The organism is Streptosporangium sp. NBC_01639 (genome assembly GCF_045209755.1).
Classification (GTDB): domain Bacteria; phylum Actinomycetota; class Actinomycetes; order Streptosporangiales; family Streptosporangiaceae; genus Streptosporangium.
Genome location: NZ_CP109272.1, coordinates 3578444 through 3591663, shown reverse-complemented (window position 1 = coordinate 3591663; position 13220 = coordinate 3578444). Strand labels below are relative to the sequence as shown.

The 13220-nt window shown below is 69.6% G+C and carries 13 protein-coding genes; 5 read left to right on the top strand and 8 right to left on the bottom strand.

The window, feature by feature from the left end; all coding sequences use genetic code 11:
- Nucleotides 1-146: 146 nt before the first annotated feature.
- The 8 genes from OHA77_RS15965 to OHA77_RS15930 all read right to left on the bottom strand — a co-directional run bounded on the left by OHA77_RS15965 (nucleotide 147) and on the right by OHA77_RS15930 (nucleotide 7489).
- Nucleotides 147-1136, bottom strand: coding sequence for a CU044_5270 family protein (locus OHA77_RS15965; RefSeq protein WP_406318851.1), 990 nt, complete (start codon nucleotides 1134-1136; stop codon nucleotides 147-149).
- Nucleotides 1129-1719, bottom strand: a complete 591-nt coding sequence (locus OHA77_RS15960; protein WP_406318850.1) for an RNA polymerase sigma factor — start codon at nucleotides 1717-1719, stop codon at nucleotides 1129-1131. Before OHA77_RS15960 ends, OHA77_RS15965 begins: the two co-directional genes overlap by 8 nt.
- Nucleotides 1720-2110: 391 nt before the next feature.
- On the bottom strand, nucleotides 2111-3406 hold the full coding sequence (locus OHA77_RS15955) for a TolB family protein (RefSeq protein WP_406318849.1): 1296 nt from the start codon (nucleotides 3404-3406) through the stop codon (nucleotides 2111-2113).
- Complete coding sequence (locus OHA77_RS15950) at nucleotides 3403-3927, bottom strand: SigE family RNA polymerase sigma factor (protein WP_406318848.1); 525 nt, start codon at nucleotides 3925-3927, stop codon at nucleotides 3403-3405. Before OHA77_RS15950 ends, OHA77_RS15955 begins: the two co-directional genes overlap by 4 nt.
- Before the next feature lie 1229 nt (nucleotides 3928-5156).
- Complete coding sequence (locus OHA77_RS15945; RefSeq protein ID WP_326819851.1) at nucleotides 5157-5426, bottom strand: DUF1876 domain-containing protein; 270 nt, start codon at nucleotides 5424-5426, stop codon at nucleotides 5157-5159.
- 172 nt (nucleotides 5427-5598) lie between these two features.
- Nucleotides 5599-6069 (bottom strand): STAS domain-containing protein, encoded by a 471-nt coding sequence (locus tag OHA77_RS15940; RefSeq protein WP_406318847.1) that lies wholly within the window; start codon nucleotides 6067-6069, stop codon nucleotides 5599-5601.
- Between the two features lie 382 nt (nucleotides 6070-6451).
- Nucleotides 6452-6754 carry a hypothetical protein gene (locus OHA77_RS15935; RefSeq protein ID WP_406318846.1) on the bottom strand — a complete coding sequence of 101 codons (303 nt, stop codon included), beginning with the start codon at nucleotides 6752-6754 and terminating at the stop codon, nucleotides 6452-6454.
- 147 nt (nucleotides 6755-6901) lie between these two features.
- A complete protein-coding gene (locus OHA77_RS15930; RefSeq protein WP_406318845.1) occupies nucleotides 6902-7489 on the bottom strand; it encodes a TetR/AcrR family transcriptional regulator in 588 nt (195 codons plus the stop codon).
- Between the two features lie 79 nt (nucleotides 7490-7568).
- Between OHA77_RS15930 and OHA77_RS15925 the strand changes: the two genes are divergently transcribed.
- The 5 genes from OHA77_RS15925 (at nucleotide 7569) to OHA77_RS15905 (ending at nucleotide 13191) form a co-directional block, all read left to right on the top strand.
- Entirely contained in the window at nucleotides 7569-8516 is a 948-nt protein-coding gene (locus OHA77_RS15925) for an ATP-binding cassette domain-containing protein (protein WP_406318844.1), read from the top strand.
- Nucleotides 8513-9340, top strand: a complete 828-nt coding sequence (locus OHA77_RS15920) for an ABC transporter permease (protein WP_406318842.1) — start codon at nucleotides 8513-8515, stop codon at nucleotides 9338-9340. The genes OHA77_RS15925 and OHA77_RS15920 overlap by 4 nt, the downstream gene beginning before the upstream one ends.
- 104 nt (nucleotides 9341-9444) lie before the next feature.
- On the top strand, nucleotides 9445-10770 hold the full coding sequence (locus tag OHA77_RS15915) for a glycerophosphodiester phosphodiesterase family protein (RefSeq protein WP_406318841.1): 1326 nt from the start codon (nucleotides 9445-9447) through the stop codon (nucleotides 10768-10770).
- A gap of 286 nt (nucleotides 10771-11056) precedes the next feature.
- Nucleotides 11057-12334, top strand: a complete 1278-nt coding sequence (locus tag OHA77_RS15910) for an MFS transporter (RefSeq protein ID WP_406318840.1) — start codon at nucleotides 11057-11059, stop codon at nucleotides 12332-12334.
- Nucleotides 12335-12372: 38 nt separating this feature from the next.
- On the top strand, nucleotides 12373-13191 hold the full coding sequence (locus OHA77_RS15905; RefSeq protein WP_406318839.1) for a class I SAM-dependent methyltransferase: 819 nt from the start codon (nucleotides 12373-12375) through the stop codon (nucleotides 13189-13191).
- Nucleotides 13192-13220 lie beyond the last annotated feature (29 nt).

The window sequence follows — 13220 nt, the reverse complement described above, 5'->3', positions numbered from 1 at the left end:
CGACGGTCTTGGGGCTCGCTGGTGGAGGTTCTGGTAGGAGCACGCCGAGAACATGACGCCTCCTGCAGGTGGATCTTCGGCGACTACTACCGGAACCTCTGCTACTCAACCCTGGTTTCGCTGCCTTCCCGTCGGCGCGGTGAGCGTCAGCCTCGCTGGCCGGGACGGTCGACGATCACTGATGACAGCAGGGCTGTGCTCCACACCGCGCCCTTGCGGATACCGTGCTCGCTGTCCTTGAACGGGAACTCGTCGCGCAGCCAGACTCCCCGCGCTCCCAGATAGCGGTAGGTATCCCGGTCGAGGATGTAATAGATGCGAGGCCCGCCGCCGGCTGGCTCCCGCCAGATGCCTAGGCCGCTGCGGCCTGCGGCGTCGCTCACGCCCTGCTCGACGTGGACGCCGGGAATGAGCGCCAGCGCGCGGAACAGGGTCGCCTCCAGCCGCGGTGGCATCGAGCCGTATCTGCTGAGGTAGAGCATGATCACCCTATAAGCGCGGTCGGCGTCGGGGGCGGCGCTCTTGGGGACGCCCTCCTCCTTGGGGTAGTCGATCCAGTGACGATCGGCTGTGACCTTGGCCAGCAGCTTCCTGGGATTGGTCGGCAGCTCGCGAAGCTTGGCGTCGTACTGCTGCGGCGACAGGTCGTCGTCACCCGGATCCGGGGGAACGTCTCTGATGATCAGCTCGCCCTCCTCCTGACCGAGGCGGGCACGACCCAAGGAGGCGCTCTGTTTGCCGTCGTAGCGCATCCATCCCTCACCGGCCCTGACCGTGTCCGAGTTCGGCTGCTTCTCCAGGGTCTTGGTGTAGTGCCACTGCGTTGGCAGGGGCACTTGGGTGCTTTTGCGCCTGCCCACCACTTCGGCGGCATGGGCGAGCACCACATTGGAGTCGAGCTGGACGACCGGCGGCGTGTTCGCCGGGTTCGGGCCAAGCGGTTCGGGCCGCAGGGTGGCCACGGCGAGTGCGGCGGCGGCTCCCAGCGCTCCGACCAGGAGCAGGCGGCGCCCCAGTGTCCGCCCGCGCCCCCGGATCCGCGTCAGCAGCCGCCGACGCTGCGGGATGATCCATTCCTGACCCGGCTCGGGGATCTCGGCGCGCCACTCGCGCAGCGATCGCAGGTCATCATCCATTGAAGGACTCCCCTCGGGTAGTCACAGGGTGGGATCCCCCGAGCGCTTGGCGCGTCTTGGCTCTGGCCCGGTGCAGGCGGGATGCGACGGTTCCGACCGGGATGCCCAGCGCGCGGGCCACATCCTCATACGACATCTCAGCCCAGGCCACGAGTAACAGCACCTCCCGGTCGCCGGGTGACAGCTTCGCCAGCGCCGCTGCCAGCCCGGCCTGCTGGGCGGCGACCCGGTCGTCGACGCGTTCGGTGTACGGCTCGGTGATCTCATCGACGCCGCTGCGGACCAGCGCCCGGTAGAGGCGGATCTCCGTCCGCCGATGCCGGCTGATGAGCCGGGCGGCGATGCCATACAGCCAAGGTCGCGCGTCGGGGTGGCTCACGTCATAGCGGTGGCGGCGGCGGAAGGCGGCCAGGAAGGCGTCGGAGACGATGTCGTCGGCCAGCGAAGGCCCTAGCCGCCGGGCGACATAGCGCCGCAATGCGGGCGCGTGCCGGTCGAAGAGGTCGGCGAAGACCTCCGGGGCGCGTTCCGAGCGCCGGATCAACTCGGCGTCATCGGCCCTGCCGAATTCTTCGGCGATCACATGGCGCTCCCGTTCTTGCGTAATGGTTCGTCGGCTTTCGCCCGTACAACCACCGCGAATTCACGTTATGAGATGTGATCTGTGCCACATGGCGTCACCCCGTCGAGTCGGGCAGGGAATGGCAGGTGCGGCAGAGTGCATCGGCGAGCGCGCCAACGCCCTGTGCACCGTCACCTGCAAAGCTCTGCGCCGGGCCAGTTTGGCCCCTTGACGCATCGGAAAGATCGCTCAGGCAGCATTCGTCCTACTCGGCCGCCCTAGATTCAAAAGGTGAAGCCCAGCGCCTGGGTCAGCCGCTGGGCTGGGTGCCACAGTTGAGTGTCTTTCGTGGTCTGGCGTTGAGTTCGGCGGCGACGGCGCCGAACTGGTCGCGGGTGCGGGCGGCTCCGGGCTACTTGATCGTGGCCAGGTTCAGGACGTACATCCTGTCTCCGATCTTGTAGGTCATCAGTCCATCGAGGCGGTTGAGGGGAGTGTTGAAGGGAATGCTGGAACGCCCCTTCGCATCCGGCCGTATGCCGAGATCGGCCATCTTGCCGGTGTCCACGTCATAGAGGGCTACAGCGGTCTTTCTGTTCGGGGCGAAAATATGCTTCATGAAGAACCGCTCAAGGTTGACGCCCGGCACCACCACGTTGTCCGGCAGCGGCTTCTCCCCGGAGCCGTCGCGGTCGCGGATGAAGCTGCCCACGGGGACCAGCCTCCGCACCGTCTTGCCGGGGCACGGCCCGGTGGCGCACTTGACATTCTTGTAGCGCATCTTCGTGCCCGTGCACCGGTTGACGCCGCAACTGACCTCCTCGTCGGCCTTGACCACGGCGTCGCGCCGTTCACCGGTTTCGGCGTTGAACAGCTTGGCGAAGACGTTCTTCCCCTGATGGGTGCCCACCCACGGCCACTGCAGGATGTGCTGCCGCTCGGCGCCCTTCACCGGTTGCGGCTGGCCCCCGCTCAGCGGTACCCGGTAGACCCCTCCCTTCGCATAGGAGAAGACCACGTCCTGGCCTACGACGGTCAGCCCCTGGAGGGGACCGCGCTTCGCATCCTCCTCATGGCGGAGATCGGTAACCAGCCGCGGCGTGCCACCGCGGACCGGCACCGTCCAGATCCGGGCGACCAGGTCCTTGCCTTTCTCCTTGGACAACGTCCACCAGACGATGTTCCCGCCACCCGCTGCGACGCCGTCGGCGCCGATCTTCAGGCCACCCGGCGGGGGGATCTCGGTGATCCTGGTGGGTTGGCCACTCTCCAGGTCGTAGCGCCACAGGAACTGGCGGCTCCCGTCCATGACCACCGTCATGACCAGCAGCGTGTGATCGTCCAGGAGCAGTTGCGGGTAGTAGTCGCGGCCGTCGGGCAGTTTGGCCGGGATCTTGTGTACGGCCTGCGGCCACACTTTCTCGATGGGCGGCGGGATGACGTCCACCGGCGGCGTGGCCCTGCCTGTCGCCTTGTCCGTCGCGCCGACGGCGGGCTGCGGTGCGGCCGACGTGCGTACGGCGTTCACCGCGACGCCCGCCCCGCCGATCACCACGACCACGGCCGCGGCCGCGAGGAGGGCGGTCGTCCGCGCCCGCCGTCGGCGGTGGCGGGTCTCGACCGTCGCGGCCAGCCCGGCCGACGCCCGCGGTGCCCGGTCCGCCGCGTCGGCCAGGACGCTGCTCAACCTGTCTTCCAGTTCGCTCATCGCGTGCTCCCGTGGGTCGCCGGTGAGGGGGAGAGGGAGGAGCGCAGCTTGTCCAGGCCCCGCGAGGCCTGGCTGCGCACGGTTCCCGAGGAGATGCCGAGCACCTTGGCGATCTCGGCGTCGGTGAGCTGCTCGTAGTAGCGCGGCACCAGTACGGCCCGCTGCCTGCGGGGCAGCGCGGAAAGCTCCTCCCAGAGCCCCTGCTCCCCGTCGGAGGGGAAGACCTCGTGACCGGCCTGATCGGGCGGCTCTCCGGTGAGGTGTTCACGCCTGCGCCGCCGCCAGACGCTGATGTGCAGCCGCGCCATCGTGGTCCGCGCGTAGCTCTGCGGGCTGTCCTTGCGCCGTACTCTCGGCCAGGCGCCGCGTAGCCGTAGGAGAGCCTCCTGGACGAGGTCGGCGGCGTCGTGGGGGTTTCCGGTCAGCACGTACCCGTAGCGGAGCAGCGCGTCCGCGTGCTCGGCCACGAAGCTGTCGAAGCCGGGTTCGTCGTCCAACTGTCGTCCCTTCTCGGTCGTCATGACCCAGACGACGTGAGGGGCGAAAGTGTTGCATCACGCGGCGGAATGTTTCCCGGCTCTTCCGGTCTCCGTTTCCGCCGGAACGGTGGTGCGGACCGGCCCGCCGCCGTAACCGTATTTTTCCCTCTTTATCGGTCCGTACCTCTCAAGAGTGATCAACCTCGGATGCGCCCCGAACCCTCGTGAACCGCTTGCACACAGGCGGTCGTGCCCGTTTCTGATCGTTAGCGGCCTGCTGAATCCGGGTAGGGAACCGCCTGTACAGGTGAGCCCCCCGAAAGATTCAGACAACGGGGGTGTGCTCAGATGGGTGTTGTACGGGCGGGCGTGATGGCCCTACTCATAGGGATCGCGGCAGTCGGCGCGACCCAGCACGCGAAACCGGGATCCGACCGCTCCAAGAGCTGGGTGGTCAAGCGACACAAAGACTCGGTTCACCAGCACCCCAGGAGCTGGTCGCGATCGTCCAACGTGACCACCGGCCGGCCTGCGGCGTGGTTCGCCAAATGGCGTAAGGGGTGGGGGGCCGAGGGATCCGGGAACCCTGGGCCGGGGAGACACCGGAACCGGTCGTACGACGGTGACGGAGGTGTCGGCGCGGGGCGGCACAGAGGTTGGCTGTCCGACGGCCGCGGGGGAGCGAAGGGCAGGCGGTACCGAAGCCGGCCGTACGACGCCGAAGAGCCAGGGGCCAAGTGGCGTAAAAAGTGGGGGTTCGAGCGGCCCGGGGACTTTGGACCGGGGAGACACCGGAACCGTTCGTATGACGGTGATGAGGGGTTCGGTGCGGGACGGCACAGGGGTTGGCTGTCCGACGGGCCCGGGGGTCCGAACGGCAGGCGGTACCAGAACCGGCCGTACGACGATGACGAGGGGTTCGGTGCCGGACGGCACAAGGGGTGGACGTCCGAGCGGCCTGAGAGGTGGCGCAGGAACCGGACGTTCAAGCGGCCTGACAGCCGGGACTCCGGCCGGAAGAGGCCCTCATGGGCGGAGAGCGGCATGCGTCCCCTCCGGATCGGTACGGAGACGGAGCAGCCGGACCGGTCGTATGGAGAGCCGGACCTCTGATCGGGAGAGATGGAGAGCCGGACCTCTGATCGGGAGAGATGGAGAGCGGGACCTCTGATCGAGCGGGATGACGTCGACCCGCGTTCACCTGCGGTGTGGGCCCCCGGCGGCCATCTTGGGTGCAAGGGATCGCCGGGGGCCCCGGAGTGAACTGAGGCTCACCATCCGCCAGGCGCCTGCCCGGCCAGCTGGGCGACGTCCTCGGCGCCCTCCCTCATCAGCTTTCCGGCCAGGTCGGCCAGGGCGCGGCCTGCCGCGAGCTCGTCACCGATCGACGGAACAGGCTGGTCGATGGGGTTGCGCCGGGCATATCCGACACTCTCCCGTCTTCTCCCGTCAGGCGTCGTCAGTACGGCCTTGGCCGTGGTGACGTCGTCCTCGTCGTCTTCGCTGATGTGTATCTGCACATCCCACTGCTTCGATTCCATAACCAACACCTCCTCGTCCAAGCCTGCTCCTCCGTCGGCGCCGCCGGAAGAGCCACCGGACCGGCATGAACAGGGCTTTGCCCTCCATGGCTTCGGAGACCGGCCGAATCCGGCCATGGCGGAACGCGGCAGGAGGGGCAGACTCCCCGCACAGCCGGAGGGGACCGCCGGGCTATGCCGTCCAGGTCGTCTTCGGGACCGAGACCGTCGGCCGCCCCTTGAGCCCGGCCTCCTTGTCCGGCCTGCCGGTGTCCGGCTGCTCCCGGGGGGCGGGGACGTAACCGGAGCCGAGCGCGTCGCGCAGTGTGGGACGGATCGTGAGGCAGCGCTCCAGACCCGTGACGTGCAGCAGCTCGGTCGTCTGAGGCCGGGGCGAGGTGAGAACGACCGTGATGCCGAGCGGCCGGGCGCGGCGCTGGACGCCGATCAGTACGGCCGGCCCGGAGGGGTCGTGGAAGGACGCCTCCGACAGGTCGAGGACGAGCAGGTCCGTGCTGCTCCGGAGGCTGACGAGCAGGCGTTCGCGCAGTGCCGGGCTGCTGGTGATGTCGATGTCCCCGCACAGTCTGACGACGGTGTGAGCGGACCGGGGGAGGGCCGGGGAGTTCGAGTCGGTGGGCGTTTTAGCCGGGACGGAGAGCATGGAGCCTCGTTTCAGGAAGAGAGAACGCCATGCGGGGGTGTCGGCGGAGACGGCTGTTGTCACCGGAGTGATCCGGGAAAGAAATTTTGGCGTCATGATCGACCGGCCTGCCTCGGTCCGCGGAGGACCGGATGGCGAATCGCCTAGGGCGACGCTGACCTGGCTGCCAACGCACGGGATGTCCTGGGTAGAACTTCCATTCTACCTCCTGGCGCCCTTATCGGTTGATCAGATGGGAAGCCCCGTCACCCGCGTGTGATGCGCGCGGTCTCCGACTCCGCCTTGGCGGGGATGGTGACGGGGCTCTCCGCTCTCCGTTCTCCAGGTCTCCGGGTCTCAGGGTGAGGCGGCCACGCCCCCCGTTGTCATGCGGCCGTACCGGTCAGGGCTTGTCGATCTGGGCGGGTGGGGTGCCTTCGGGCTTGGGAACGCGGATGCTCTGGGAAGGCCGGTCACCCTTGGCGCGCGCGTATGCGGTGGGGTAGCAGTCGTAGTAGCAGTAGTAGGCGTCGCAGTAGCGCAGGTAGCAGATCCAGCCCGCGGCCGTCTGCGTGCAGCCGGCCACGGGTGCGGCCTTGACCGTCGCGGCGTGGGCGCTGGTCGCGGGAAGGGTGACGAGCAGGCCGGCGCCGGCCAGGACGGCGCCCGCGATGATGGTGCCGGCGTTGCGGATGAAGGTATGCATGATCCTCCTCGTTCGCGTACGGAACACAACGAGGCCAAATGTAATCGATCAACTACGCATAGTCATCGACCTGGCGTCGGCGCGCGTGGTGGCACTCGCCACGCCGTTCTCGAAGGTGCGGGTCACGGCCGGGTGATGTCCACGCGGTCAGCGGCCCTCTGTTGTGGCCACTGTGACCACGCCGTTCTCGAAGGTGCGGGTCACGGCCGGGGTGACCCCGTGGCGGGACAGCAGCCCCTTCTCAGCCGCCTCCCACCCGGTGTAGGTGAGCGCCCACAGCACCTGCTGGATCCATTCCGCGCTGAGCTGCGGGTCGAACACTCCGTCGGCCTGGCCGCGCTCGATGAGGCCGACCGTGGTCGGCACCGACATGTCCGGCTCGAAGCAGCCCGAGAACTCCTCCAGCACACCCGGGTCGCCGAACAGGAACGCCAGCCGGTCGCCGACGTCCACCATGGCCGCGATCAGTCTGCGCATGGCCGCGAGCGGTGGCCCCTGGTCGATCGCCGCATCCCGCGTCGCGTTCTCGACCACCTTGAACGAGTCGATGATGGTCGCGTTGACGAGCTCATGGCGGTCGGGGAAGTAGCGGTGCAGTGTGCTGCGGCCGACCTCGGAGGCTTCGGCGATGTCCGCCAGGGTGGCGGTGCGGTCGCGGGCGAGGACAGAGGCCGCCGCACTGAGGATGGCGCGGCGTGTGCGGCTGCGGGTTCCGGACTCCGGGCTGTCACTCACTCTCCAAATGGTAGGGGCAGCCACTCATAAGGAGATTCGCGAGTTTGATTTTGGGACAATGATGTCCCAAAATAAGAACATGACATCCTTTGCAGTTGTCGCCGAAGGGCTGCGCAAGCGGTACGGCGACACCAACGCTCTCGACGGGTTCGACCTGGCCGTGCCGGAGGGGGCGGTCTGCGGTCTGCTCGGGCCGAACGGCGCGGGTAAGACGACCGCCATCCGCGTCCTGGCCACGCTGCTCCGGGCCGACGCGGGCCGCGCCGTCGTCGCCGGGTTGGACGTGGCCGCGGAGCCGGCGCAGGTGCGCTACCGCATCGGCCTGGCCGGCCAGCAGTCGGCGGTGGACGAGATCCTCACCGGCAGGGAGAACCTGGAGATGTGGGGGCGGCTCTACCACCTCGACGCCGCCACCGCCCGCCGCCGGGCCGAGGAACTGCTGGAGCAGTTCGGGCTGACCGAGGCGTCCGGCAAGCGGGTCAAGCACTATTCCGGCGGCATGCGCCGCCGCCTGGACCTGGCCGCCTCCTTCATCCTGGCTCCGCGCGTGCTGTTCCTCGACGAACCCACCACCGGCCTGGATCCGCGCAACCGCAACGAGGTGTGGCGGGCCGTCCGGGCCCTGGCCGAGTTCGGCAGCACGGTGCTGATGACCACGCAGTACCTGTTCGAGGCCGACCAGCTCGCCGACCGGATCGCGGTGCTCGACGCGGGCCGGGTGATCGCCGAAGGCACCCCCGAGCGGCTCAAGTCGATGATCGGTGGCGACCAGCTCGACCTGGTCCTCCGCGAGGCCGCGGATCTGGACGCGGCCGCTCGCGTCATGGCCGGAGTCGCCGGAGCCGAGCCGGCCGCCGACGCCGACACCCGGCGCCTGACCGCTCCCGTGCGCGACCGGATCGGTGCGCTGACCGAGATCATGCACGAGCTGCAGCGGCGTGGCATCGCGGTGGAGGACGTCGCCCTGCGCCGTCCGACGCTGGACGAGGTGTTCCTGAGCCTGACCGCAGAGAAGGTGACCCCATGACCATGCTCGTCGCTCCCGCCGTCCCCCGCACCTGGGGCGAGCGCCTGCGCTGGACGCTGACGGACGGATGGATCATCGCCCGCAGCAACCTCGTCCACTGGGTGCGCAACCCCGCCGCGATCCTCAACCTGCTGCTCTACCCGGTCGTGATGGTGCTGCTGTTCGGCTATGTGTTCGGTAGCGCGATGAACGTCGCCGGAGGCGGTGACTACCGCGAGTTCCTGATGCCCGGCATGTTCGCCCAGACGATGACGCTCGGCGTGATGAGCACCATGATCGTCGTCACCACCGGCGCCGCTCGCGGCATCACCGACCGGTTCCGCTCGATGCCGATCTCGCAGTCCGGGGTGGTGCTCGGCCGTGCGATCGCCGACATGGTCAACTCCGTCCTCGAACTGGCCATCCTGCTCGGCTGCGGCCTGGCGGTCGGTTGGAGCTGGCATCGGGGGATCGGCAACGCCCTGGCCGCCGCGGGCCTGCTCCTGCTCCTGCGCTTCGCGTTGATCTGGGTCGGCATCTACCTTGGGCTGATCCTCACCCCCGAGTCGGCGAGTGCGGCGTGGATGCCGCTGCTGCCGCTCACCATGCTCGCCAACACCTTCGTCTCCCCGGCCCAGATGCCCGGCTGGATGGGGGTGATCGCCGAGTGGAATCCGCTGTCGGCGACGGTGGCCGCCTGCCGGGAGCTGTTCGGAAACCCCGGCTGGGGCGGCGACTCCTGGGCCGCCGAGCACGCGCTGCCGCTGGCGATCGGCTGGCCGGTGCTGTTCACACTGATCTTCCTGCCGCTGTCCGCCCGCCGTTACCGCCGGCTGGGCCGCTGACCGCGGCCCCTGCGGATGTGCCCGGGTTAGCCGGTGGGCCGCCCCGGGTAGGGGTGTTTGTACAGGTGTGCCCCCCATGGGTGGGAAAGTGGGGGTGTGCCCGGGTGATCGGGAAAGTGTCGTTCGTCGTTCTCGTCGTGCTCGCGGGAGGGGCGACGATCATCACCTTCGACCCGCCGAGTTCGGCCCGTTCCACGAGCTCGATCCAGCACGCGCATCCGATCCGGCCGGTGAGCCCGGCTCGGCCGGTGAGGCCGCCGCAACCGGCGGGCATCGCCCGTCCTCCGACTCCGGCCCGTCCTCCGACTGCGGGCCGGCTTCCAACTGCGGCTCAGCTTCCGACCGGCCCCCGGTCCCCGTCTCCGGACCGGCCCCCGACGGGGGGCGCCGGTCCGACGAGTGCCGGGACCGAGCACGGCGCACACGCGCCGATCGTCATCGCCCACCGTGGAGCCAGCGCCTTCCGGCCCGAGCACACCCTGCTCGCCTACGAGGTCGCCATCCAGAAGGGCACCGACTACATCGAGCCGGATCTGGTCTCCACCAAGGACCACGTGCTGGTCGTCCGGCATGAGAACGAACTCTCGGCGACCACGGACGTCGGCGCCCATCCCGAATTCGCCGACCGTGGGACGACAAAGATCATAAACGGCACCCGGGTGACCGGCTGGTTCACCGAAGACTTCACGTTTGAGGAACTGCGCACCCTCCGCGCCCGCGAACGCTTCCCCCGGCGGCGGCCGGGCAGCAGCGCATACGACGGCCAGGCGCGGATCCCGACCCTGGAGGAGGTCGTCCAGCTCGCGCAGAAGCACGGCGTGGGCGTCTATCCCGAGATCAAGTATTCGAGCTACTTCGCCTCGATCGGGCTGCCGATCGAGGAGCCCCTGCTGGAGATCCTGCGGCGCCACGGCTGGGACGACGCGTGCGATCCGGTGCTCATCCAGTCCTTCGAGACCGGCAATCTCAAACGGCTGAACTCCCTCACCCGGCTCCGGCTCATCCAGCTCATCGGATCGGGGAACGGCCTGCCGTACGACCTGACGAAGAGCGGTGACCCGCGTACCTGCGGCGACCTCCTCGCCCCGGACGGCCTGCGGCAGATCGCCGGCTACGCCGACGGCATCGGGGTGACCAGCGCACGGGTCGTGCCGATCGGACCCGACGGGAGATCGCAACCCGCCACCTCGCTCATCGAGGACGCCCATCGGCAGGGCCTGCTGGTGCACGTCTCCACCATCCGTGAGGAGAACGGAAAGCTTCCCGCGGACTACCGGCTGGGCAATCCCGCCGCCCGGTCCTACTCGCGCGCCGCCGGGAACGTGAAGGGCTGGCTCGAACGGCTGTTCCGGCTCCACGTGGACGGAGTGCTCGCCGACAACCCCGGGAGCGCGCGCGCCATCCGGGACCGGCTCTACCCCGGTCGCTGACAGGAGCGGATCCGTCGGCCGCCGAGCCCGCTGGCCCACCCTCCAGGCGGTGCGCACAGGCCCGTCCGGCCTCCTCCGGGCGGTGCGCACGGGCCCGCCCGGCTCCCCTCCCGCCGGGCGAAACCGGCTGGCACGGCCGGCGCGGCCGGAGGTAGGGTCGGTGTCATGACCTGGCGACATTGATCCATCACCAGAGGTCGACGCGGAAGACGCTGTCGCGGACCGCCGGAGATGCCCAGCATCCCGAGCCCGCACGGTTCTCCCCCGCGACAAGGACCTCATGATGATGCCTTTTCTGCGTGTGCCCCAGGCAGGTGCCAAGCGTCTGGCCGCGACGCTCTACGCCTACATGTTCCTGGATGACTTCATCCTGCTCTACCCGGTCTACGCGCTGCTGTTCGCCGAGACCGGACTGTCGACCGCCGAGATCTCCTCGCTGTTCGTGATCTGGTCGCTCACCTCCCTGCTCCTGGAGATCCCCTCCGGAGTGTGGGCCGACGTCTTCTCCAGGCGGCTGCTCCTCGTCCTGGCGCCGCTGCTGAGCGCCGCGGGTTACGCCCTGTGGATCGCCGCCCCTTCCTACGGGGCGTTCGCGGTCGGTTTCGTGCTCTGGGGTACGGCGGGGGCGCTGCAGTCGGGTGCCATGGAGGCCCTGGTCTACACCGAGCTCGAACGGCTGGACGCCGCGGGCCGGTACGCCGCGGTCATGGGGCGTGCGCGTGCGCTCAGCACCGTCGCCGTCATGGTGGCCACGGCCGTGGCCGCTCCCGTGCTCGCCTGGGGCGGCTACCCGGCGCTCGCCGTGGCGAGCGTCCTGGCCTGCGTGCTCTGCGCGGCCGTCGCGACGACCTTCCCCGAACACCGCGTGAAAGCTCAGGGGGAGGAGGGACCGGGCGAGAGCCCGCTGCGCGCCTATACCGCCGTCCTGCGGGACGGCGTGCGGGAGGCGCGTGCCAGCCGGCCGATACGGCGGGCGCTGCTTCTGGTGGCCGGGGTGACGGCGGTCTGGGGCGCGCTGGAGGAGTACGTCTCCCTGCTCGCGGCCGGCTCCGGGGTCGCCGCGTACGCCGTGCCGCTCCTGGTGCTCCTCGTCTCCGCCGGGGTCGCCCTCGGCGGTCTGCTCGCGGCGGCCGGGCGCGGCCTCACTGACCGGGGGCTCGCCGGAGTCCTGGGCATCGGGGCGACGGCGCTCGCCGCCGGAGCGGTCAGCGGCGTCGCGGCGGGCTTCTTCGCGATCGCGGGGGCCTTCTGCCTCTTCCAACTGGCCACCGTGCTGGCCGACACGCGGCTCCAGGAGCGCATCACGGGTCCGGCCCGGGCCACGGTGACCTCGCTGGCCGGGCTGGGTACGGAGGTGGCGGGCCTCGGTGTCTACGGTGTCTACGCCGCAGCCTCGACGGTGGCCGGACACGGCGTGATCTTCGCTGCCTTCGCCGTGCCGTACGTCGTCATCGCCGGTGCCCTGATCATGGGCAGTCGTTCACGGCCCGGTGCCGGGCGGCGGCCGCCCGGCGGAGAGCTCACCTCAGCGGATCCCGCGTCTCCCCCGGGGCGGTCCTCATGAGATGACGGTCTGAGCTGCGGCGGGGTTATCGTGGGCGCGTGAGCAGATCATCCGCCTTTGACGGTGCCGACCCCGAGAACCTCGCGAGGAGGGCGTCATCGTTCGGCGGCCAGGCGGCCGTGTACGCGCGGGAGCGGCCCGACTATCCCGACGCCGCCGTGTCGTGGGCACTCGGACCCGTCTCCGGGCGCGTGCCGCCGCGTGTCCTGGATCTGGGGGCGGGGACCGGGAAGCTGACGGAGGTGCTGCTCCGCCGCGTCGCAATCGCCGACGCCGACGCCGCCGCCGCTGACGCCGCCGACGTCGTCGCGGTGGAGCCCGACGCGGCCATGCTCGCCCAGCTCCGTGACCGGCTGCCCGGGGTCCGGGCGCTGCCCGGCTCGGCGGAGGAGATCCCGCTGGCGGACGGCTCGGTCGACGCGATCGTGGTCGGGCAGGCCATGCACTGGTTCGACCTCGACCGGGCACTTCCCGAGATGGCCAGGGTCCTGGTGCCGGGCGGAGTGCTGGCGGGACTGTGGAATCTCGACGACGACAGGGTCTCCTGGGTGGACGGCCTGAAGCGGGTGGCGGCCAGCACGGTGTCGTTCACGGGCTGGCGGCCGCCCGAGATCCCGCTGCAGGGGACGGAGTTCCATACGATCGAGCATGCCGAGTTCGCCCACGGCCAGCGTCGGACCGCGGAGTCGATGATGGCGACCATCGCCACCCACTCCCATGTGCTGACCCTCGGCGAGCCCGAGCGCACCGAGCTGACGGCGCGGGTCCTCGATTACCTGCGGTCCACTCCCGAGACCGCACACGGCGAGTTCGAACTTCCGATCACCACCGTGGTGGTCCGTATGCAGCGCCGCTGACGCCTGGCCACCGGGGACCGTCGCCGGTG

Coding starts and splice junctions, on each gene's coding strand:
- OHA77_RS15920 (WP_406318842.1), top strand. CDS start 8,513: ATGACCATGCTCGTCGCTCCCGCCGTCCCCCGCACCTGGGGCGAGCGC.
- OHA77_RS15950 (WP_406318848.1), bottom strand. CDS start 3,927: ATGACGACCGAGAAGGGACGACAGTTGGACGACGAACCCGGCTTCGAC.
- OHA77_RS15955 (WP_406318849.1), bottom strand. CDS start 3,406: ATGAGCGAACTGGAAGACAGGTTGAGCAGCGTCCTGGCCGACGCGGCG.
- OHA77_RS15945 (WP_326819851.1), bottom strand. CDS start 5,426: ATGGAATCGAAGCAGTGGGATGTGCAGATACACATCAGCGAAGACGAC.
- OHA77_RS15940 (WP_406318847.1), bottom strand. CDS start 6,069: ATGCTCTCCGTCCCGGCTAAAACGCCCACCGACTCGAACTCCCCGGCC.
- OHA77_RS15965 (WP_406318851.1), bottom strand. CDS start 1,136: ATGGATGATGACCTGCGATCGCTGCGCGAGTGGCGCGCCGAGATCCCC.
- OHA77_RS15935 (WP_406318846.1), bottom strand. CDS start 6,754: ATGCATACCTTCATCCGCAACGCCGGCACCATCATCGCGGGCGCCGTC.
- OHA77_RS15925 (WP_406318844.1), top strand. CDS start 7,569: ATGACATCCTTTGCAGTTGTCGCCGAAGGGCTGCGCAAGCGGTACGGC.
- OHA77_RS15910 (WP_406318840.1), top strand. CDS start 11,057: ATGCCTTTTCTGCGTGTGCCCCAGGCAGGTGCCAAGCGTCTGGCCGCG.